Origin of the sequence: Gluconacetobacter asukensis, assembly GCF_014174375.1 — a bacterium.
GTDB classification, from domain to species: domain Bacteria; phylum Pseudomonadota; class Alphaproteobacteria; order Acetobacterales; family Acetobacteraceae; genus Gluconacetobacter; species Gluconacetobacter asukensis.
On record NZ_JABEQE010000014.1, the window covers coordinates 18,866 to 38,893 of the forward strand.

The window sequence follows — 20,028 nt, forward strand, 5'->3', positions numbered from 1 at the left end:
GTCATGTGTCGCCCTTGTGGGGCGATCGTGAAGTCTGCGTCACCCGGGTCGGGACCTGCGTGGGGGCGGCGGCGCGCCGGGGCTGCCGGCCGGTCTTGGGGGCTTCGCGCGGCACCGGCATCACCATCCGCACCGCCAGCCCCGGCTGGCGTGGATACAGGCGCAGCGTGCCGCCATGCAGTTGGACGATCGCCTGCACCAGCGACAGGCCCAGCCCGGCACCGGGCGTATTGCGCGCGGCCTCGGCGCGAAAGAACCGTTCCGAGGCACGGGCCAGGTCGGCCTCGTTCATGCCGATCCCCTCGTCGGTGACGGCGATCGAGACCACGTCGCGCGTCGGCGTGCCCAGGGTCAGCCCCGGCAGCGCCGGCCCCAGGGCGGCGGCCAGGGTCACGGTGCCGCCTTCGGGCGAGAATTTGATGGCATTGTCCAGCAGGTTGGCCACCGCCTGCTGCATCATCGCCCGGTCGCCATGGAAGGGCAGGCTGGGCGGCAGGCGCAACACCAGATGGATATGCTGCTCTTCGGCCACGGCTTCGTACAGGTCGCCGATATCGGTCAGCAGCGGCACAAGGTCGAACGGCGCGAAGGCCGACCGGCGGGACCCGGCCTCGATCTGCGCGATGCGCAGCAGGGCCTCGAACACGGCAGTCACATTGTCCAGGTCGCCCACCGCGCGCTCGACGGCCGCACGCAGCTCGTCCGTGTCGCGGGCATGCAGGGCGGCATCTTCAAGCTGGGTCCGGGCACGGGTGATCGGCGTGCGCAGGTCGTGGGCAATGGCGTTGGAGACCTGCCGCACGCCATCCATCAGCCGCACGATGCGGTCCAGCATCTCGTTGATCGCCTCGGCCACCTGGTCCAGCTCGTCGCCATTGCCCACCAGCGGCATGCGGCGCGACAGGTCGCCATGCGCGATGGCCTGCGTGGTCTGGGCCACCGACTTGATCATGCGGCGGAACATGCTGTGGACCAGCGCGGCACCGCTGATCGCCAGCAGCGTGACCATCATCCACGCCCAGATCAGCGAATCCGTCAGCAGCCGGCGCAGCACCGCCCGCGCCCGCACATCGCGCCCCACCAGCAGGCGAAAGCCCCCGGGCAGGCTGAAGGCATGGATCTGCGCCGTATCGCGCATGCCCGCACGCGTGACTTCCAGCGAATACCACCGGTCGTTGCGCACCACCTGCGCCGGCCATTCCGACAGATTGCCCGCCAGGCGGCGGCCGGTCGGGTCGACCATCAGGTAGATCGCGTCGTCGTCCAGATTCTGTTCCAGCCGGTCGTCGATCGTCAGCGCCAGCGTCGGCAGCCCGCCCTCCGCCCAGCGCTGGCTCAGCGCCCGCGCGTCGGCATTGATCGCGGTTTCCACCTGCCGTTCCAGAAAGCCGATCGTGCCCCACCAGATGAAGGACATGAACAGGATCGACGACAGGGCGAACAGCAGCCCATAGCCCAGCGAGAAACGCAGCCCGGCCGAGCGTGGCAGGCGGAATCGCCGCTGTGACCGTTCCGCGCTGCCCTGGGGCTTGGCTGGAAGCGTCTGCGGGGCAGAGGACATGGCCAGTTCGTGCGTTCCCGCCCTAATCCGCCCGCAGCATGTAGCCGGCGTTGCGGATGGTGTGGATCAGCGGCGTGTCGAAGGGCTTGTCCACCTTCTGCCGCAGGCGCGAGACATGGACGTCGATGACGTTGGTCTGCGGGTCGAAATGGTAGTCCCACACGCCTTCCAGCAGCATGGTGCGGGTCACGACCTGGCCCGCATGGCGCATCAGATATTCCAGCAGCCTGAATTCGCGCGGCTGCAGGTCGATCCGCTGGCCGCCGCGCCGCACGCTGCGCGACAGCAGGTCGATCTCCAGGTCCGCCACGGTCAGGCGCGTCTGCGGCGCGTTGTCGCTGCGCCCGCGACGCGACAGCGCCTCGACTCGCGCCAGCAATTCGCTGAAGGCGAAGGGCTTGGTCACGTAATCGTCGCCGCCCGCCTTCAGGCCCTGCACCCGGTCGTCGACATCGGCCAGCGCCGACAGCAGCAGGACCGGGGTGGTGTTGTTCTGCGCGCGGATGGTCTCCAGCAGGCGCAGCCCGTCGATGCCGCCGGGCAGCATGCGATCCAGGATGATCAGGTCGAAATTCTCGCTGACCGCCAGGAACAGCCCGTCCTTGCCGTTGTCCACCGGCTCGACCAGATGCCCGGCCTCGCGCAGGCCCTTGGCGACGAAATTGCGTACGGTCGGATCATCCTCGACGACCAGGATATGCATGTCGGTCCCGCTCCGCTATGGCTTCGCATCGGCACGGTCGAAGCTCGCTTCTCCGCACCAAACGAGGATCTTACCCCGCATGCGGGGGGGCTGGCCAGAGCGGGCAGGTTGCTAGTCGTCCATGTCCGCCGGGCGGTGGCCGACAATGACCGGTACCGTCAGCTCGGTGCCGCGGCGGCGGATATGCACCTGTACGGTCGATCCCGGATGTTCCGCCGCCACCGCGCGGATCAGCGTCCGCGCGCTGTCGACCGGTTCCTCGCCCACGGTCAGCACGATGTCGCCGGTCCGCAGCTTCGCCTTTTCCGCCGGGCCGCCCCGGTCGATGTCGGTGATGCGCACGCCGGCATGCCCGTCGCCATCGGCCAGGGTCACGCCCAGCCAGCCGCGATCGATATGCCCGCTGCGGCGCAGTTCGGCCACGATGGGGGCCACGATTTCCGACGGAATGCCGAAGCCGATCCCCACCGATCCGCCGGTGGGCGAGACGATGGCGGTATTCAGCGCCACCACCTGCCCGCCCAGATTGAAGGACGGCCCCCCCGAATTGCCCGGATTGATCGGGGCGTCGAGCTGCAGGAAATCGTCGAACGGGCTGGCGCCGATATCGCGCCCGCGCGCCGAGACGATGCCCGCCGTCACCGACGAACCGAGCCCGAACGGGTTGCCCGCCGCCATGATCCAGTCGCCGACATTGACCTGCCTACTGTCGCCCCAGGTGACATAGGGCAGCGGATTCGGCGCCTGGATGGAGATGACCGCGATGTCGGTCAGATCGTCGCTGCCCACCAGCCGCGCCGGATATTCGGTGCCGTCGGACAGCGAGACGGTGATGCGGTCGGCCTCGCCCACCACATGGGTATTGGTCACGATCACGCCGCCAGGGTCGATGATGAAGCCCGACCCGGCGCCGATCATCTCTTCACCGCGCGAGCGCATCCGGTCGCGGAACCGGTGCTCGAAGGGCGTGCCCTTCACGCCCGGCGGCACCGGCTGTCGTTTGGCCCGATCGTCCGCATCCTGCGTCACCGCGATGTTGACCACCGCCGGCACCACCTTGCGCACCAGCGGCGCGAAGGTCAGCGGCCCCGAGGTGACGATTGCAGGCACGGGGGGCGCGAGCAGCGCCGTGTCGTCGGCCCGCGCCGGCCCGCCCGGCAGGGCAACGGCCAGGGCGGACGCAGCGAGGAAAAAGAGCCGGCTAGCCGTCCGCCGCATGGGCTGGGAATCCTGATCAGGGCGCATGGTCGGCGCGTTGTGCTAGGCCCACGATACCGCAGGATAATGTCGCCGTCATGATCGTCCGCCCCGCCGCGCGCCTGTCGGCGGCGCGGCCTCGGCCGGGTTCTCGGGCCAGTCGTGCCGCGGGTAGCGGCCGCGCATATCGCGGCGCATGTCCGCCCAGCCCCCGGTCCAGAAACCGGCCAGGTCCGCCGTGATGGCCTGCGGCCGCCCGGCCGGCGACAGCAGGGCGATCAGCAGCTTCACCTGCCCGTCGGCCAGGCGCGGCGTCGCGCGCAGCCCGTAGAAGGTCTGGGCCCGTGCCGAGGCCGTGGGCACCGGCTGCATATAGTCGATCGGCACCCGCCCGCCCGGCAGGTCCAGTGCGGTGGGCAGGGCCCGGTCCAGCCAGGTCAGGCGCTGATGGTCCAGCCGCGCCCGCAGCATGGCCAGCACATCCAGCGCCGCGACCTCGGACAGGCGGCTCAGCCCGCCCAGCCACGGGGCCAGCCACGTCGCGGCCTCTGCCGCCAGCGCGGTATCGGACAGGTCGGGCAGGTCCTCCTGCCCCGGCAGGGCGCGGGCCAGCGCGACACGGGCCTGGAACTGCCGCGCCGCCGGCGTCCAGCCCAGCGTGGTGTCCAGCCGGTCGGCCGTCTGGCGCAGCAGCAGATCCGCCACTTCGTCGGCCGCGGCCGTTACCGTGCGGTCGCGCAGCACCAGCGCCCCCAGCCGCAGGCGGTGCCGGGCCAGCACCGCGCCGGTCACCGGGTCCAGCGTCGTTTCCACCTGTTCGGTGGCGCGGCGGCGGATGGTCTCGGGCAGATTGTCCGGGTCCAGCTTCGCGGCCAGCCGGATTTCGGCCGCCGTGCGCACATGCAGCGTGGCCACCGCCAGCAGGCCGGAATCCGCCAGCCGGTCGGCGCGCCCCAGCTTCGCCCCACCGCCGCCCGACAGGCGAAAGCTGCCGGCCTCACCCCGCCGCTGGGCGATGCGGTCGGGGAAGGCGGCGGCCAGCAGCGCCGCCGCATCGCCCTGTGCGGCGACATTGGCGCGCAGCCCCAGCCGCCGGCGATACTGGTTCGCCGCCTGGCGGATACGCACCAGCGCGCCGCGATCGGCATCCGGATGGTCGCCGCCCGCGATCAGCTCCAGCCGCAGGGCGATGTCGGCGGGCGGCACGGCAGGGGCGCCCCCTCTGCCGCCCGGTGCCGGGCGGGCGCGCAGCGGGTCGCGTTCTTCCAGCAGCGCGGCCAGGTCGGCGGCCAGCGCGGCCTCGTTCGCATCGCGGGCCGACAGCATCATCGCCGCCAGGCGCGGATGCGCGCCAAGGGCTGCCATCCGCTCGCCTTCCTCGGTGACACGCGCATCCTCGTCCATCGCCCCCAACGCCGTCAGCAGCGCGCGCGCGGCCTCGAACGCGCCATTGGGCGGGGCATCGGGCAGGGGCAGTTGCTCGGGTGGCGTGCCCATGGCGGCCTGCCAGGCGGCGCTATCCAGCCGCAGGCCGGTCAGTTCGGCGTCCAGAATCTCCGGCCGGTCATGCGGGGCCATGCCGCGCCCGGTCGCCTCGCTCCACAGCCGTATCCCCACACCCGGCGCCTCGCGCCCGGCACGGCCGGCGCGCTGGGTGGCGGCGGCGCGCGAGATCCGTACCGTATCCAGCCGCGTCAGTCCGGTACCGGGGTCCAGGCGCGGGCTGCGCCGCCAGCCGCCATCCACCACCACCCGCACGCCGGGCACGGTCAGCGAGGTCTCGGCGATCGAGGTCGCGAGGATCACGCGCCGTCCGGTCCCCGGCCGGGGCCGCAGCACGCGGTCCTGCTCGCCCGGCGGCATCTCGCCATACAGGGGCAGGATCTCGGCCGGCGCACCCGCCAGCGCCGTCTGGGCCCGGCGGATCTCGCCCACGCCGGGCAGGAAGGCCAGGATGTCGCCCTCATGCTCGGCCAGGGCGGCGCGGATCGCGCGCGCCATGGCGTCGGGCAATTCGCGCAGATGGGTGATGTCGCGCGGCGCGTGGTGGATGGTGACCGGAAAGGCCCGGCCCGCGCTTTCGATCAGGTTGGCGCCCATCAGCGCGGACAGGGCGGCACCATCCATGGTGGCCGACATCGCCACCAGCCGCAGGTCGGGCCGCAGGCTGCGCTGGGTATCGAGGCAGAAGGCCAGCGCCGCATCGGCATCCAGCGAGCGTTCGTGGATTTCGTCCAGGATCACGCAGGCCACGCCGTCCAGCGTCGGGTCGGACAGCAGGCGCCGCACCATCAGCCCCTCGGTCACCACCTCGATCCGCGTGCGGTCCGAAACGGCGGATTCCAGCCTGGTGCGATAGCCCACCAGCCCGCCCGCCTCCTCGCCGATCAGGGCCGCCATGCGCTGGGCCGCCGCGCGGGCGGCCAACCGGCGCGGCTCCAGCATCACGATCCGCCCGTCGCCGCGCCACGGCGCATCCAGCAGCGCCAGCGGCACGGTGGTGGTCTTGCCCGCGCCCGGTGGGGCCACCAGCACGGCGGACGGGGTCTCCATCAGGCTGGCGCACAGCTCGGGCAGGATCGCGCTCACCGGCAGTTCGGCCGGAATCGAAAGCCGGGGATGGGCGGGGCTTTGCAGGGCGGGGTCGAATTCCATATCCTGCTTATGCGTCCATGGCCTGGAACCGGCAATCCACTGGCTTGCACCGCCGTTCCGCCACTCGCTCTTCCTGATTTTCCGGAGCCTCCGTTCTTGATCCTGTCCCGGTTCATGTCCGCGTTCGCGGCGCCTTGCCAACCCCGCCCGCTGCTGTCGTGGCTGGTGCCGATGCTGGTCGTCCTGTCCCTCGCCCCCGGCGCCGCGACCCACGCCCTGGCGGCCGAAAGCGCCGCGCAGACGAGCGAGCGCGATGTCGCGACCCTGGTGACCGATACCGACCATTATCGCCCCGGCACGAAGCTGCATGTCGGCCTGCGGCTGCGGCTGAAGCCCGGCTGGCACACCTACTGGATCAATCCCGGCGACGCGGGCGAGGCGCCGACCCTGTCGGTACAGGCCAGCGGTGGCGCCTCCGGGGCCTCCGGCGCCATCGCATGGCCGGCGCCGGAGCGCCTGCGCGACGGACCGCTGATGTCCTACGGCTATACGGGCGACGTACTCCTGCCCGCCGAATTGCAGCCCTCGGGCACCGGCGACGCGCCGATGGTGCTGAAGGCAACCGCCGAGTGGCTGGTCTGTGCCGCGGTCTGCGTGCCCGAACAGGGGCAGTTCACCCTGACCCTGCCGGCCGGCGACCCCGCGCCTTCGGCTGAAGCGCCGCTGTTCGCGCATGCGGCGTCGGCGCAGCCCGTGGCCTCGCCCTTCGCCGCCACCATCGCGCCCGACGGCCTGCTGAGCCTGACGGGCGCGGGCCTGACCCCGGCCGCCGTGCGCGAGGCATGGTTCATGCCCCTCACCACCGGCGCCATCGACCAGGACGCCGACCAGCCGCTGAAGATCGCGGACGGCACGCTGACCCTGGCGCTGAAACCCGGCGACGCCTTCCATGCCGCCCCGACGCTGGACGGCGTGCTGATGCTGAAGGACCCGGCGGGCGAGACACGCGCGCTGTCGATCGCGGCCCGCCCGGGCCCGGCGACGGCCGCCCCGGTCGCCCCTGCGGGCGCGCCGGCCGTTGCAATGCCCCTGCCCGCACCGGAAGGCGCGGCGGGCGGCCCGCGCATGCTGCTGCTGGCCTTCGCGGGCGGGCTGATCCTGAACCTGATGCCCTGCGTGTTCCCGGTCCTGATGATGAAAGCAATGGCGCTGACCCGTCTGGCCGGCGCGCAGACCATGGCCCGCCTGGCCGGGGCCGGGGCCTACGCCGCCGGCGTGGTCGGCGCCTTCATGGCGCTGGGCGGCATCATGCTGACCCTGCGCGCCGCCGGGGCGGTGGCCGGCTGGGGCTTCCAGTTCCAGTCCGCCGCCTTCGTCGCCGCCGTGTGCTGGCTGCTGTTCGCCGTGGCGCTCAACCTGCTGGGCGTGTTCGGCATGGGCAACGGCATCGCGGCCCTGGGCGGGGCAGGGGTCACGCGCGGCGGCTATCTGGGCGACGCGATGACCGGCGTGCTGGCGGTGCTGGTGGCTACCCCCTGCACCGCGCCGTTCATGGGGGCGGCCATCGCGGGCGCGCTCACGGCACCGGCCTGGTTGGCCATGGCGGTGTTCATCGCCATGGGCGCGGGGCTGGCCGCGCCTTACCTGGTCCTGGCCGGGGTTCCGGCGCTGGCGCGCCACCTGCCGCGTCCGGGGGCGTGGATGGATATCCTGCGCCAGGGGCTGGCCTTTCCCATCCTCGCCACCTGTGTGTGGCTGATGTGGGTGCTGGCCCTGCAGGCCGGCGCGACCGCCATCGCGGTGCTGGGCGCCGGGCTGGTGCTGGTCGGGCTGGCGGCGTGGCTGACCGGGCTGGCCCAGGGCATGGCCATGCGCGACGGTCCGGCGCGGCAGATCCGGCTGTGCCGCGCCCTGGCCCTGGCGGCGCTGGCGGTGGCCATGGCGATGCTGCCCGGCCTGCGGGCGGGCCGGGCCGGTGCCGATGCGGGCCTGGTCGCCTCCGGCCCGGCGGGCACCGAGGCCTTTTCGCCCACGCGGCTGGCGGCGTTGCGGGCGGAGGGGCGGCCGGTCTTCGTCGACATGACGGCCGCGTGGTGTATTTCCTGCCTGGTGAACGAGCGGGTGGCGTTGTCATCCGCCCCCGTGCAGGCGGCCTTCCGCGACCGGCATGTGGTCTACATGAAGGGCGACTGGACCAATCGCGACGCCACCATCAGCGCCTTCCTGGAGGCGCATGGCAGGGCAGGGGTCCCGTTCTACGTCTATTACGCGCCGGGCGACGCGCAGGGCCATGTCCTGCCGCAGATCCTGACCAGCGGGCTGGTCCTCGACGCGCTGAAAGGATAGGCGCGGCGGGGGCGGATCGTCTCTCCGCCCCGCCCGTCGGCTCAGTAGCCGTTGCTGGTGTTGGGCGCGCTGGTCGCGGCGCCCGTGGTCGCGGTCCCGGGCGGCAGGGTCAGGTAGCCGGGCTGGGGCGATTTCACGCGCGGCGCCGGGGCGGCGCTGCTGTCGGTGGCCGGGCCGCCAGTCGGGAAGATCGCATTGGGCTCGCTGGGAACCACGGCCGGCGCCGGTGTCGCGGGTGCAGGCGCGGCCGGGGCAGCAACGGCCGCGGGCGCGGCGGCAGTCGGGGCGGGCGCGAGGGAAGCCGTGGCCGGAGCCGCCGCCGCCTCGGGGCTGCCGGGCAGACCGAGCTGCTGCTGCTGGATCGCGCTGGGCGTGGTGCCGGCGGTATCGACCAGCCAGTCCGTCAGATGATGCCGGATCTGGAACTCCAGCTCGACATTCATGTCCTTCATCATCTGCGACGTGATCGCATACAGGTTGGCCGGCGAATCCGCATTGCCGTCGCTGTCCGAAGCCGTCGAGCTGAAGGTGCGCCGGACATGGGCCTCGGCATAGCCCTGGCGCTGGCCGTTGGGGCTGGAGACGTCGAGATGCACGTCCATCTGCCCCTCCAGCGTGCCGCCAGGCTGGTGCAGGATCGAGGCCCGGTCGATGGTGAAGACGGCGCCGCCGGTGCTGCCGGCCGCCATCAGCCGGTCGGTGGCCATCTGGTGCAGCGCCTGGTCGGGCGGTGTGGGCGCGCGGCCGGAAATATCGCCCGGCACCGCGCCCGGCTGCCCGTTATCGACAATGTTGATCGTCGCCACATTCAGGCGCAGCACCGGCAGGTAATCGTAGCGCATCGGCGCGAAATTGGGCGGCGGCGCGTCGCTGCACGCCGCAAGCGGCAGGAGCGGGCAGGCGAGCAGAAGCAGCATGGGCAACCGGGCAGCCCGGCGGGACGGACGCATGAAGGAGTTCTCCGACGGTGGGATCGACACAGGACGTCGGAGAAAACTGCCGCTCCAGCCCTGTCCGGTCAATCCGTTACGGGGCCGCCCACCTCGTCGCGACCGAAGCGGAAGCTGATATTGCAGAACGCGCAATGCATGCTGATGGTGCCGTCCTCGGCCATATGGTCCAGATCCTCGCGGCCGAAGGTCTCCAGGATGCCGGACAGCCGCGCCCGGCTGCACCGGCAGCCGAAGGCCAGCGCGCGGGGGCGGTCGGCGCAGACATCCTCGGAATGGAACAGGCGATAGAGCAGGTCGTCGGACGACAGATTATCGTCCAGCAGTTCCGCGTCGGTCACCGTCGCCGCCAGCGTGACGGCGGTGGACCATGTCTCGTCCTCGTCGCTGTCGGGCGGCGTTTCGGCCGCGATGCCGCCTTCGGTCGCGATGCGTTCCAGGATCAGGGCCGACGCGCGCCAGCCGGCATCGGTATGCGCGCAGGCCAGTCGCACCCAGCAGGCATGCTGCTCACTGGTCTCGAAATAATGGGCGGCCATGTCCGACAGCGACGCACCGGCAATCGCGACGATGCCCTGGTGCAGGTCGGTATCCGGCCCCTGGTCGACCGTAAAGGCCAGATAGCCGCTGCCCAGCAGCCGGGCCGCATCGGCATCCGGCTCGCTCACTGCCAGCGCCGCCACCGCATCGTCGTCGGAATGGGCATGGAAACGCAGCGCGCCGGCATTGGTGCAGTCCGCCACCAGCAGCGAGACCGGGCCGTCCCCCTTGGCCTGGAGCGAGAACGAGCCCTGGAATTTCAGCGCCGAGGCCAGGCCGCCCACCAGCGCCAGCGCCTCGCCCGCCAGGCGCAGCACGATGTCGGGATTGTCGTGCCGGCTCAGCAGCGCATCCGCCAGCGCCCCCAGCCGCACCAGCCGCCCGCGCACCGGCCGCCCGGCCAGATAGAACGGCGTCACCCCCTGCGGGATCACCAGGTCGGGTACATCCGGTCGATGGGCGTCGAGAAAGGCAGGGGTATCGATCATATTGAGATCCGGTTGCGGTGGCACGGCGTGGCCGAAACCGACACCGACACGCGTTGGCGATTGCTGTCTGCCAGATCTTATAGGTGATGATGAACGGAACGTGCCACCTTCAATGCCAGCATGACGTCCTGCGGGGCTTTCCCTTGTCATGCGCATTCACCATGCGCATATTGACCGGGTTGCAAGGAGCCATCCCATGCCGCGTTCGACCGATATCCGGCGTGCCACCAATGTCACGCTGCCGGTCCATCTGCTGACCGAAGCGCGCGCGCTGGGCCTCAATATTTCCCAGGCATGCGAGCAGGGTCTGCTTGCCGCGCTTGCGGCGCGCCGGCGCGAGAACTGGCTCGCGAGGAATGAAGGGGCGATCCAGTCCTGGAATGACCATGTCGAGGCACACGGCCTGCCGCTTGCCGCGTATCGGGCCTTCTGATGGCGCGCCTGGATATCTATCCGATGCCGGGCAAGCAGCGCACGGGCTATGTGGTCGACGTCCAGGCGGAACTCCTGTCCAGACTGGCGACCCGCATGGTCATTCCCCTCCTGCCGGTCGCGGACGCACCCCCGCCGATCAGCGAATTGAATCCCGTTATCGCGATCAAGGACGTGCCGCACGTCCTGCTGACACAGGCCCTGGCCAGCATTCCCGTCTCGGAACTCCGCAAACCCGTGGCTTCCATGGACGCGCATCACGACATCATCACCCGCGCACTGGATACGCTGTTCGTCGGGTTCTGACAGGCCGCCGCCAGCGGGGCTTTTGAAACCGCCTCTTAAATACGGGCGCTGATCTCGGCTTCCACCGCTTCCAGCCGGGTTTCGAAGGCGCGCAGCGCCTCGGGGCCGATTTTTTCCCGCGCCGCCAGCGCCTTCAGCAGCGCCTGCCGGCAGCGGTCATGCGCCGCGTCCAGGTCTTCGGTGCGGGGGGCGTTGGCCAGGCAGTCCAGATAGGCGTTGCGCAGCACCATCACCCCCGGCCCGGAGCAGGGCAGGGTGGCGAAGGCGGCCTCGACGCTGCCTTCCACCCAACCGGGGGTGGACGGAACATCCTCGGTTGTCGTCGGGTGGGCGGGCGTCTCGGCCGGTCCGGTCATCGCGACGGTTCCTCTTCTCCGTAATCCTGCCAATGCTCGCCGCCCAGGGCCCAGACCAGCAGGCCCTTCTGCGCGTGCAGGCGGTTCTCGGCTTCGTCGAACACCACCGAACGGGGGCCTTCGAACACGTCCTCGGTCACTTCCTCGCCGATATGGGCCGGCAGGCAGTGCATGAACAGGGCATCGGGTGCGGCCAGCGCCATCAGCCCCGCCGTGACCCGGTAGGGATCGAAATCCAGCAGCCGCTGCGCCGACCCGCTGTCGGACATGCTGACCCAGGTGTCGGTCACCACGCAATCCGCCCCCGCCACGGCCTCGCGCGGGTCGGTGGTCAGGGTGATGTCGGCGCCGCCCTCCCGGGCCCACGCCACGGCCTCGGTCGACGGCGCGTGGCGGTCGGGGGTGGCGAGGCGCAGGCGGAAGCCGAACAGCCGCGCCGCCTCGATGAAGGAGGTGGCGACATTGTTGCCGTCCCCGATCCAGGCGATCGTGCGGCCGGCGATCGGTCCGCGATGCTCCTCGAACGTCATGATGTCGGCCAGGATCTGCACCGGGTGCGAATGCGGCGTCAGGCCGTTGATGACCGGCACGCTCGACCAGTGCGCCAGTTCGCGCAGCGCCGCCGCATTGCCGGTGCGCAGCACGATGGCATCGACGAAGCGCGACAGCACGCGGGCGGTATCGGCGACGGTCTCGCCGCGCCCAAGCTGCATGTCGGCGGGCGACAGCAGGATCACCTCGCCGCCCAACTGACGCATCCCGACCTCGAAGGACACGCGGGTCCGCGTCGAGGGCTTGGACAGCATCAGCCCCAGCGTGCGGCCCAGCAGCGGCAGGCGCGGGTGCAGCGGGCGCGCCCGTCCATGCTGCATCCGCTTGATGCGGCTGCCCAGGTCCAGGATGGCGCGCAGGGTCGCGCCATCGAAATCGCGCAGTTCCAGAAAGTGGCGCGGCGCGGGGTGCGTGACGGGGGTGGCAGGCAGCGCGTTCATGCCGCGTCCTCCGCCGAAGCAGCCAGGTGGGCCCGCACGCGCAGCGCCGCACGGCGCAGCCGGCGTCCGGCCTCGGCGCAATCCTCCTCGGTCAGCACCAGCGGCGGCACCAGGCGCAGCACATTGTCGCCGGCGGTGACGCTTAGCACGCCTTCATGCATCGCCGCGTCCTGCATCAGCGCAACCGGCGCGATGCAGCGCAGGCCCAGCAGCAGGCCGATGCCGCGCCACTGGGCGAACAGGTCGGGGAACTCACCGACCAGCGCATCCAGCACCTGCCCCAGCTGGGTGCCGCGTGTCTGTACCTGGTCCAGGAAGCCCGGGGCCAGAATCACGTCCAGCACCGTGTTCGCGGCGGTGCAGGCCAGCGGGCCGCCGCCGAACGTGGTGCCGTGCGAGCCCGCCGTCAGGTATTTCGCCGTCGCCTCGGTGGCCAGGATGGCCCCCATGGGAAAGCCGCCGGCAATGCCCTTGGCGGTCGACAGCACGTCGGGCGTCACCCCCGACCATTCATGGGCGAACAGCCGGCCGGTCCGGCCCATGCCGCTCTGCACCTCGTCCATGCCCAGGAACAGGCCGAACTCGTTACAGGCGGCGCGCAGCTCCTGCAGAAAGCGCGGATCGGCGACGTTGACGCCGCTTTCACCCTGCACCGGCTCGATCATGATGCCGGCGGTCTCGGGCGTGATCGCGGCGCGCAGGGCGTTCATGTTGTTCATCGGCACATGGTCGAACCCTTCGACCACGGGCCCGAACCCGTCGAGATATTTCGGATTGCCGGTGGCCGACAGCATCGCCAGCGTGCGGCCGTGGAAGGCGCCGTTGAAGCAGATGATCCGCGTGCGCTCCGGATGGCCGCCATGGGCCTGCGCGCGGCGGATGATCTTGACCATGCCTTCGTTCGCCTCGGCGCCCGAATTGCAGAAGAAGACACTGTCGGCAAAGCTGGCGGCGACCAGCCGCGCGGCCAGCCGCTCGGCCTGCGGCACCCGGTACAGGTTCGACACATGCATCACCCGCGCCGCCTGCCCGGCAATGGCCGCGACCAGCTGCGGATGGTCATGCCCCAGGGACGAGGTCGCGATCCCCGCCCCGAGATCCAGGAATCGTCGCCCGTCCGCCGTGTACAGCCAGGAGCCTTCGCCCCGCTCGAAAGCGAGATCGGCACGGTTGTAGGTGGGCATCAGGGCGGGAATCATGGAGGTCGGAACCTTATCGTTTCGTTGTCCGGCTTCGTCGGATGTCGGTAGGGTTGATCATGTCGAACGCGAAATGGCCCACGCGCCGCGGCGGGTGGGCCATTTCGCCTCCACCCGCATGATGTGGGTTGGCACGGCTTCAAGTCAAATTCTCTGTGCATCACAGGCCGCGCAACGGCCATGCGGCAGGCGGCCCACACGCGCCGGGCCGTGCCCGGCGCGCGTTCTCGACGGTCCTTGAGAGCCTGACCGAAAATGTGGGCTGGCGAGCGAGAGCGGCCCGGAACGGGCCGCGCCCGTCGTGTGTTTCCGAGCATCGGAGCGGAGCGGCCTTGATGGCCGCCCGCCGCGAAGCGCAGGAAACGCGCGCCGGATCGCCGCCAGCGCGCATTTTGGTCAGGCTCAGAGCGAGGCGATCACTTTCAGGCCCACCACGGCCGCATTGGGAATATGCGAGGTCTCACCGGGGCGGATCATGTACTGGAATTCGGGCTGGATCAGCAGCCCCGGATAGGCGTCGATTCCGTAATAGGCCTCGATGACGTGGGAGTCGGTCTGCGGTCCCCGCACCGTGCTGCCCAGCGACAGGCCGGCATCCTGGGCGATCATCTGCCCTTCCCGCTTGCGGTCGCTGACATGATACCAGGAATACAGGATGCCCAGCCGGTCGGTCACCCGCCCCGGGATCAGCCCGTTGAACGAAATGCCGCCATAGGCCTCGTCGGAAATCGACGCCACATGCGGCGTGTTGTGGATGTAGCCGGCCATCAGGTAGCCGCCGGCCATCTGGCCGCGCCCACCCATGCGGTAGATCATCTGGTCGCTTTCGAACCAGAACATGTCCATCGGCGCGCTGCGCTCACGCCCCGGCTGCGCGACCAGCGCGGCCGGCTTGGTCCCCAGCGCGTCCGGGTACCGCGTGGTGTCATGCGCATAGCCGACGACATAATGGCCGGGCAGCTTGTCGTGCGTCAGGAAGGGCTCCCACGTGAATTCCGTCGGCAGCATCAGGCCGGTGGGCGTTTCGCTGGCCCACGCCCAGCCGCTGGGACCGTCGGCCAGCGGCTGGACCTCGTAGGCGCCCACTTGGATGGCCGTGTCGCGCGTGGGGCGGAAGCGCGCCCGCGCGCCCCAGGTCGCCTTGGGATACACGGCAAAGCCGGGGTCGACCTTCAGCGCCACGGGCGCCGAACAGGTGACCATGAACGAGCAGATCAGCGGCGAGGTCGCGAAGACGTGGGTCAGCGACATGCGGCCGAACGTGACGTCGAGCCGATTGTTCAGCATCTTCTTCTCGGCATAGAAATCGACAAGATGCGCCACGACATGGCCCGACAGGCCATAGACCTCCATCAGGTTCACATAGTAATCGCCGACCAGATCATGCGAGACCTCGCGTCCGGCGCGGTTCATCACCAGCGTATGGATGGTCCACCCATCCAGGGATCGTGACATCTTTCCCAGGTCGAAATTCATCTGCAGCGTGAATTCGTGCACGTAATCCATGCCGCGACGGATGCCGCCGTCGATGTCGGCCATTCCTTCTCCCTTGTAGGTCAGGGAGAAGGTGAAGCCCTTTTTCTGCAGGCGCTCGCGGAAAGGCATGATCTGCGGCAGCAGATGCCCGGCGGCCCCGGTCGGCACGTAATAGGGGTCCGCCATGTCGGTGCGGCGCTGGGCATCCACCTCCGACGGCAGCAGCCATGACAGGCCTTCCTGGTCGGTCAGCGCGTCCAGTTCGATCGCATGATGATGGTTGGTGCGATCATAGGCATTCGCGGCACTGGTGCCCGTCGCGGTCTGGCCGGCCTTGGTCGTCCGCACGGTGCTGCGCGGCGGAAACACCACGCCCGGACTGGACGGATCGGTGCCGGTGTCGATCCCTGTCTTGGTGGTGGGGGCCGCAACCTGCGTGGCGGCCTGCGCGGCGGAAAGGGCTCCGGCTTCACCGGCCAACCCGACAAGAGCGGCCAGGCAGACACCGCCGACAGTCAACCGGCGGAACGAATGGGGGAATAAAGTTTCGCCGTTTGTTCTGGCAGTGAAAGTTATCACAACGACGAGGCTCCATTATTGTTATATATTAACCTAACTAACGATAACAAGAACACGATGCTCCGCCTTTTTTCAAGGGGAGGTCCCGTTACATGCCTTGTGCAGACTTGTTATTACATAAAAGCGCCCAGTAAGGCCGCAATAATGGCGGCGCAATACGGCCGACAGCCATATGCAGGCCCGATGCAGGCAAGATCGCGGTTTTTTCAGAATGGGGGCAGGCGCGCATGCCCGGATCGAACCGGCATGAAAACGAAATACCGCCGCCGGAATCAAGCCGGGCAGGGGGCTGCCTTGTACGGTTTCAATTAATTTTTATTCATGTTTTATAACCAGAAATGAACTGGGTGTAATGTTCTCTCCCGCCCTCCCGGGCCACGCTCCCATCATGATGCGGGAGGTACCTGACAGGCATGACGCGACGAAAATTGCCCCTGTGAAGCAGAAATCCTGTTTTTCCTGCTCCGAAAACAGAGCAATCCGGCACCGGTGTAAAATACTTAAACCGTCATCCATCAATACCTGATCGGTATCAATGATCGCGGCGGCATCTTGCTGCGACCCGGCATCCGTCCGGAGAAAAACTAAAAAATATTATAAAAACAAGATGATGCGTTGAAATCTCTTGCAGGATGCCGGGCGGCCGGACCATTGACGCGGCTCCGCATGGCACCGGAAAGCTGGCCATCACAAGCATGTGAGAGGGACTCTCTACCCCGTGGATGCCCTCGCCGCGACCGGATGAAGCAACGCGTCACGCGCAAAAGAGGACGATCAGGTATCAATTAAAAAGTTTTAATAAAAATCGTAACAATGTTTCCCTTCCCGTTATGGAAAGAGCGCGGGAACAGGCGTAGACATCCCGGACATTATCGGGTGGAGGATGAAAGCATTCCCATGCGTCTGCTCCCGATCCGGCTTGGCCCGAACGCGATGCGTGTGACAGCGAAGCCTGCAACCTTGGAACGATAGAATGGACAATACAGCAAATCAGCGATCTATGATCAGTGACGGATGCCGGATTGCGTTCGTCCTGATCAGCCTGGCCGTCGGGCTGGCCCTTGTCGCCGGCGGGTTCCAGCTCGTCACTCTTGGCGGCTCCTTCTATTATTTTCTGGCCGGCATCGCCTATGTGGCGCTGGGCGCGCTCTTCCTGGTCAGGAGCCGGGTCTCATGGGCGCTCTCCCTCTCGGTCGCGATCTTCGTCGCAACGGTCCTGTGGGCGCTTTACGACGCGCCGCAGCTTGCCTTCTGGCCGCTGCTGCCGCGCCTGATGGTGCCTGCCATCCTGTTCATGCTCAGCCTGCTGCTGGCGGCGGTGCTGCCCTATGTGCCGTCGTCCACCCGGCGGATCAGCGCGGGCGGCGGCCTGGCGCTGCTGCTCGGGGTGGTCGTCACCCTGGTCGAAATGTTCTCGCCCCATGGCGGAATCCAGGGCGAGGCGCTGGACAAGAATGCGCGCGTCGCCTCCGCCGTGCCGGCCCAGCCGGACGACTGGCAGTTCTACGGGCGCAACGCCAGCGGCACGCGCTACGTGCCCTATACGCAGATCACCCCGCACAACGTCACCGACCTGAAGGTGGCCTGGGTGTATCACACCGGCCGCCGTACCAAGGGTCCCGGTGCCGGCGTCGATGAAAACACGCCCGCGCAGATCGGCTCGGTCCTGTATTCCTGCACGCCGGAAGACGTGATTTCCGCGATCGATGCCGATAGCGGCAAGCAGATCTGGCGCTTCGATCCGCACGCCCATAGCGCCGAGCATGTCTCGTGCCGTGGCGTGGGCTATTACGACATCACCAAGGATGACAGCCTGACCGATGAGGACCGGCAGGCCGCTTCCGACCAGCCCTGCCAGCAGCGTATCCTGGTCTCGGCCATCGATGCCCGCCTGTTCGCGCTGGATGCCCATACCGGCCAGCTCTGCCCGGGCTTCGGCGAAAACGGTTATGTCGACGTCAAGAAGAACATGGGCCCGACGGAAAACGGCAAGCGCTATCACCCGACGGCGGTGCCGGTCGTCATGGGCCATCTGGCCGTGATCGGCGGCTGGGTGCGCGACATCGTGCATGGCGAGCCCTCGGGCGCGGTCCGTGCCTATGACGTGCGCACCGGCGCCCTGGCCTGGGCGTGGGATGTCGGCAACCCCGACAGCCCGGTTCCGCCCGATGCCGACAGGCAGTTCACGCTGGAAACGCCGAATGTCTGGGCCATCCCGACCTATGACAAGGCGCTGAACCAGGTCTACCTGCCCACCGGCAACGGCCCGCCCGACTATTGGGGTGGTGACCGCGACGCGGTGAAGAACAAGTTCGGCGCGGCCGTCGTCGCCGTCGACGCCACGACCGGCAAGACCAAATGGGTCCGCCAGTTGATCCATCATGACGTGTGGGATTTCGACCTGCCGTCGCAGCCGGTGATGTACGATGTGACCAACCCGCAGGGTGAGAAGGTCCCGTCGCTGATCCAGACCACCAAGACCGGCCATATCTTCGTCATCGACCGCCGCACGGGCGAATTCGTGACCCCGGTCGAAGAGCGGCCCGTCCCGACCACGCCGGCCGCGCAGGGTGAACATCTGTCGCCGACGCAGCCCTTCTCGGTCGGTATGCCCACCATCGGCGCCGATCCGCTGTCCGAGCAGGCGATGTGGGGCGTCAGCACCTTCGACCAGCTCTATTGCCGGATCATGTTCAAGAACTCGGTCTATGAGGGCCCCTTCACGCCGCCCGGCGAGAAGCCCTATATCGAGTGGCCCAGCCTGCTGGGCGGCATGAACTGGGGCGGCATTTCGATCGACGAGGCGAACGACATCATGTTCGTCAATGACATGCGCATGCCGCTGCGGATGATGCTGGTGAACCATGAGGACGCCAAGCATTACAAGATCTCGACCGACGAGGTCCCGGGCTTCATGGGCACGCTGCGTCCGCAGATCGCCGGCCCCTATTCCGGCGTGCGCATCGACATCCTCCAGTCGCCGCTGCAGGTGCCATGCAACACGCCGCCCTTCGGCACCATGAGCGCCATCGACCTGCGCACCAAGAAGCTGCTGTGGCAGGTGCCGATGGGAACGGCCGAGCAGCTCGGGCCGATGGGGATCAAGAGCCACCTGCCGATGCCGATGGGCATGCCCACCCTGGGCGGCCCGACGACGACGGCCTCCGGCCTGCTCTTCTTCGCCGGCACGCAGGATTACTATCTGCGCGCGCTGGACAGCATGACCGGCAAGGAACTGTGGAAGGCCCCGCTGCCCGCCGGCGCGGTCGCGGCTCCGCTGATCTACAAATCTCCCAAGACGGGCAAGGAATATGTCGTGATCTCGGTCGGCGGCGCCAGCCATTCGCCCGACGTGGCCGACGACGTGATCGCCTACGCCCTTCCCGAAGGGACCACTGCCCAGTAAGGCGAGAACAATCGCGCCTTGATCTGAAAGGGTACAGACTTCGCCCCGCCGCACTTGCGGCGGGGTTTTTTTGTCGACGATACCGTTGCGGGCAGAACAAATTGCGGCTCAGTTGCCGCCTTTTTCAAAGTCGAAGCCTCATTGAATGAAAAATCGCAACAAAAGGGTGCGATAACCCGTTAGCCTTGCATGCAGGGAGCGGGCAGGAACGCATCATGAGAACACGGCGTCTCATCTTACTGTTTCTCTGCCTCGCCCTGATTCTCCTCGCCATGTTCCACCGGCGCTGGCTGCCGGCGGCCTACGATCCCACCCGGCCGCTCGATCTCAGGGCGGGCTGGACCTTCATGACGCCCGTAAAGCTCAGCCTGTTGTCCCATTCGCCAGAACTGTGCGATGCGGCCCTTCGCACATCCGCCCTGCATGTTCAGGAACATGCACTCAGCGGTACCGCCGCCTGTCCGCTGCATGACGTCTTTACGGTCAGCGGCCAGGATATTCCCCTGCACCCCGCCAGCTTTCTGGCGTCGTGCAATCTCGCGGTGCGCTGGTCCCTGTTCGAAACCCGGGTTGCCGAACCGGTGACGCAGGATGTGTTCCATACCGGCCTCGGGCGCATCCGGCATGAGGGCAGCTTCGCCTGTCGCGACGTCCGCGACCGGCCCGGTTCCCAGAGCAGCCATGCCACGGCCGACGCGATCGACGTCTCGGCATTCATTCTTGCCGACGGGCGGGAAATTCCGATCAGCGCCTGGAACGAGGCCGGGATCCGCGGCCTCTACCTGCATCGGATGCGCGACAAGGCCTGCCCAATTTTCGGGACTGTCCTGTCGCCCGATTATAACAGCCTGCATGCCGGGCATTTCCATCTGCAGGTCACCGGTTTCGGCCTCTGTCGCTGA

Annotated in this window: 15 protein-coding genes; 5 read left to right on the plus strand and 10 right to left on the minus strand. The window is 68.4% G+C overall.

Going from position 1 to position 20,028, the window contains the following annotated elements; genetic code table 11:
- Window position 1 precedes the first annotated feature (1 nt).
- The 4 genes from HLH35_RS14820 to hrpB all read right to left on the minus strand — a co-directional run bounded on the left by HLH35_RS14820 (window position 2) and on the right by hrpB (window position 6,116).
- Window positions 2-1,561: a sensor histidine kinase gene (locus HLH35_RS14820; RefSeq protein WP_182979881.1), complete on the minus strand. Its 1,560-nt coding sequence runs from the start codon at window positions 1,559-1,561 to the stop codon at window positions 2-4.
- 22 nt (window positions 1,562-1,583) lie between these two features.
- Window positions 1,584-2,264, minus strand: a complete 681-nt coding sequence (locus tag HLH35_RS14825; RefSeq protein ID WP_182968620.1) for a winged helix-turn-helix domain-containing protein — start codon at window positions 2,262-2,264, stop codon at window positions 1,584-1,586.
- A 111-nt stretch (window positions 2,265-2,375) separates the two neighbouring features.
- Entirely contained in the window at window positions 2,376-3,482 is a 1,107-nt protein-coding gene (locus HLH35_RS14830; RefSeq protein ID WP_182979882.1) for a S1C family serine protease, read from the minus strand.
- Between the two features lie 75 nt (window positions 3,483-3,557).
- Entirely contained in the window at window positions 3,558-6,116 is a 2,559-nt protein-coding gene (gene hrpB / locus HLH35_RS14835) for an ATP-dependent helicase HrpB (protein ID WP_182979883.1), read from the minus strand.
- Window positions 6,117-6,287: 171 nt separating this feature from the next.
- Here hrpB and HLH35_RS14840 point away from each other — a divergent pair, with 171 nt between their 5' ends.
- A complete protein-coding gene (locus tag HLH35_RS14840; RefSeq protein ID WP_408870132.1) occupies window positions 6,288-8,402 on the plus strand; it encodes a protein-disulfide reductase DsbD family protein in 2,115 nt (704 codons plus the stop codon).
- 41 nt (window positions 8,403-8,443) lie between these two features.
- Here HLH35_RS14840 and HLH35_RS14845 read toward each other — a convergent pair whose 3' ends face one another.
- Window positions 8,444-9,352 carry a hypothetical protein gene (locus HLH35_RS14845; RefSeq protein WP_182979884.1) on the minus strand — a complete coding sequence of 303 codons (909 nt, stop codon included), beginning with the start codon at window positions 9,350-9,352 and terminating at the stop codon, window positions 8,444-8,446.
- 68 nt (window positions 9,353-9,420) lie between these two features.
- Window positions 9,421-10,380, minus strand: a complete 960-nt coding sequence (hslO, locus tag HLH35_RS14850) for an Hsp33 family molecular chaperone HslO (RefSeq protein ID WP_182979885.1) — start codon at window positions 10,378-10,380, stop codon at window positions 9,421-9,423.
- A 196-nt stretch (window positions 10,381-10,576) separates the two neighbouring features.
- On the opposite strand from hslO, the gene HLH35_RS14855 reads away from it, so the two are divergent.
- Window positions 10,577-10,813 (plus strand): type II toxin-antitoxin system CcdA family antitoxin, encoded by a 237-nt coding sequence (locus HLH35_RS14855; RefSeq protein ID WP_182979886.1) that lies wholly within the window; start codon window positions 10,577-10,579, stop codon window positions 10,811-10,813.
- Window positions 10,813-11,118 (plus strand): CcdB family protein, encoded by a 306-nt coding sequence (locus tag HLH35_RS14860; RefSeq protein ID WP_182979887.1) that lies wholly within the window; start codon window positions 10,813-10,815, stop codon window positions 11,116-11,118. Before HLH35_RS14855 ends, HLH35_RS14860 begins: the two co-directional genes overlap by 1 nt.
- A 35-nt stretch (window positions 11,119-11,153) precedes the next feature.
- Here the strand turns inward: HLH35_RS14860 and HLH35_RS14865 are convergent, their stop codons facing one another.
- The 4 genes from HLH35_RS14865 to HLH35_RS14880 all read right to left on the minus strand — a co-directional run bounded on the left by HLH35_RS14865 (window position 11,154) and on the right by HLH35_RS14880 (window position 15,660).
- A complete protein-coding gene (locus HLH35_RS14865) occupies window positions 11,154-11,474 on the minus strand; it encodes a hypothetical protein (RefSeq protein WP_182979888.1) in 321 nt (106 codons plus the stop codon).
- A complete protein-coding gene (gene argF / locus HLH35_RS14870) occupies window positions 11,471-12,466 on the minus strand; it encodes an ornithine carbamoyltransferase (RefSeq protein ID WP_182979889.1) in 996 nt (331 codons plus the stop codon). The genes HLH35_RS14865 and argF overlap by 4 nt, the downstream gene beginning before the upstream one ends.
- A complete protein-coding gene (locus HLH35_RS14875) occupies window positions 12,463-13,665 on the minus strand; it encodes an aspartate aminotransferase family protein (RefSeq protein WP_182979890.1) in 1,203 nt (400 codons plus the stop codon). Before HLH35_RS14875 ends, argF begins: the two co-directional genes overlap by 4 nt.
- 402 nt (window positions 13,666-14,067) lie before the next feature.
- Window positions 14,068-15,660 (minus strand): carbohydrate porin, encoded by a 1,593-nt coding sequence (locus HLH35_RS14880; protein ID WP_408870131.1) that lies wholly within the window; start codon window positions 15,658-15,660, stop codon window positions 14,068-14,070.
- Between the two features lie 1,060 nt (window positions 15,661-16,720).
- Here HLH35_RS14880 and HLH35_RS14885 point away from each other — a divergent pair.
- Together HLH35_RS14885 and HLH35_RS14890 are read left to right on the plus strand one after the other, a co-directional pair.
- Window positions 16,721-19,126 carry a membrane-bound PQQ-dependent dehydrogenase, glucose/quinate/shikimate family gene (locus HLH35_RS14885; RefSeq protein WP_246385129.1) on the plus strand — a complete coding sequence of 802 codons (2,406 nt, stop codon included), beginning with the start codon at window positions 16,721-16,723 and terminating at the stop codon, window positions 19,124-19,126.
- Between the two features lie 215 nt (window positions 19,127-19,341).
- Window positions 19,342-20,028 (plus strand): extensin-like domain-containing protein, encoded by a 687-nt coding sequence (locus HLH35_RS14890; RefSeq protein ID WP_182979892.1) that lies wholly within the window; start codon window positions 19,342-19,344, stop codon window positions 20,026-20,028.

Bases quoted from the DNA above. Each gene is read 5' to 3' on its own strand.
- HLH35_RS14820 (WP_182979881.1), bottom strand. From the start codon at position 1,561: ATGTCCTCTGCCCCGCAGACGCTTCCAGCCAAGCCCCAGGGCAGCGCG.
- HLH35_RS14825 (WP_182968620.1), bottom strand. From the start codon at position 2,264: ATGCATATCCTGGTCGTCGAGGATGATCCGACCGTACGCAATTTCGTC.
- HLH35_RS14830 (WP_182979882.1), bottom strand. From the start codon at position 3,482: ATGCGGCGGACGGCTAGCCGGCTCTTTTTCCTCGCTGCGTCCGCCCTG.
- hrpB (WP_182979883.1), bottom strand. From the start codon at position 6,116: ATGGAATTCGACCCCGCCCTGCAAAGCCCCGCCCATCCCCGGCTTTCG.
- HLH35_RS14840 (WP_408870132.1), top strand. From the start codon at position 6,288: ATGCTGGTCGTCCTGTCCCTCGCCCCCGGCGCCGCGACCCACGCCCTG.
- HLH35_RS14845 (WP_182979884.1), bottom strand. From the start codon at position 9,352: ATGCGTCCGTCCCGCCGGGCTGCCCGGTTGCCCATGCTGCTTCTGCTC.
- hslO (WP_182979885.1), bottom strand. From the start codon at position 10,380: ATGATCGATACCCCTGCCTTTCTCGACGCCCATCGACCGGATGTACCC.
- HLH35_RS14855 (WP_182979886.1), top strand. From the start codon at position 10,577: ATGCCGCGTTCGACCGATATCCGGCGTGCCACCAATGTCACGCTGCCG.
- HLH35_RS14860 (WP_182979887.1), top strand. From the start codon at position 10,813: ATGGCGCGCCTGGATATCTATCCGATGCCGGGCAAGCAGCGCACGGGC.
- HLH35_RS14865 (WP_182979888.1), bottom strand. From the start codon at position 11,474: ATGACCGGACCGGCCGAGACGCCCGCCCACCCGACGACAACCGAGGAT.
- argF (WP_182979889.1), bottom strand. From the start codon at position 12,466: ATGAACGCGCTGCCTGCCACCCCCGTCACGCACCCCGCGCCGCGCCAC.
- HLH35_RS14875 (WP_182979890.1), bottom strand. From the start codon at position 13,665: ATGATTCCCGCCCTGATGCCCACCTACAACCGTGCCGATCTCGCTTTC.
- HLH35_RS14885 (WP_246385129.1), top strand. From the start codon at position 16,721: ATGATCAGTGACGGATGCCGGATTGCGTTCGTCCTGATCAGCCTGGCC.
- HLH35_RS14890 (WP_182979892.1), top strand. From the start codon at position 19,342: ATGAGAACACGGCGTCTCATCTTACTGTTTCTCTGCCTCGCCCTGATT.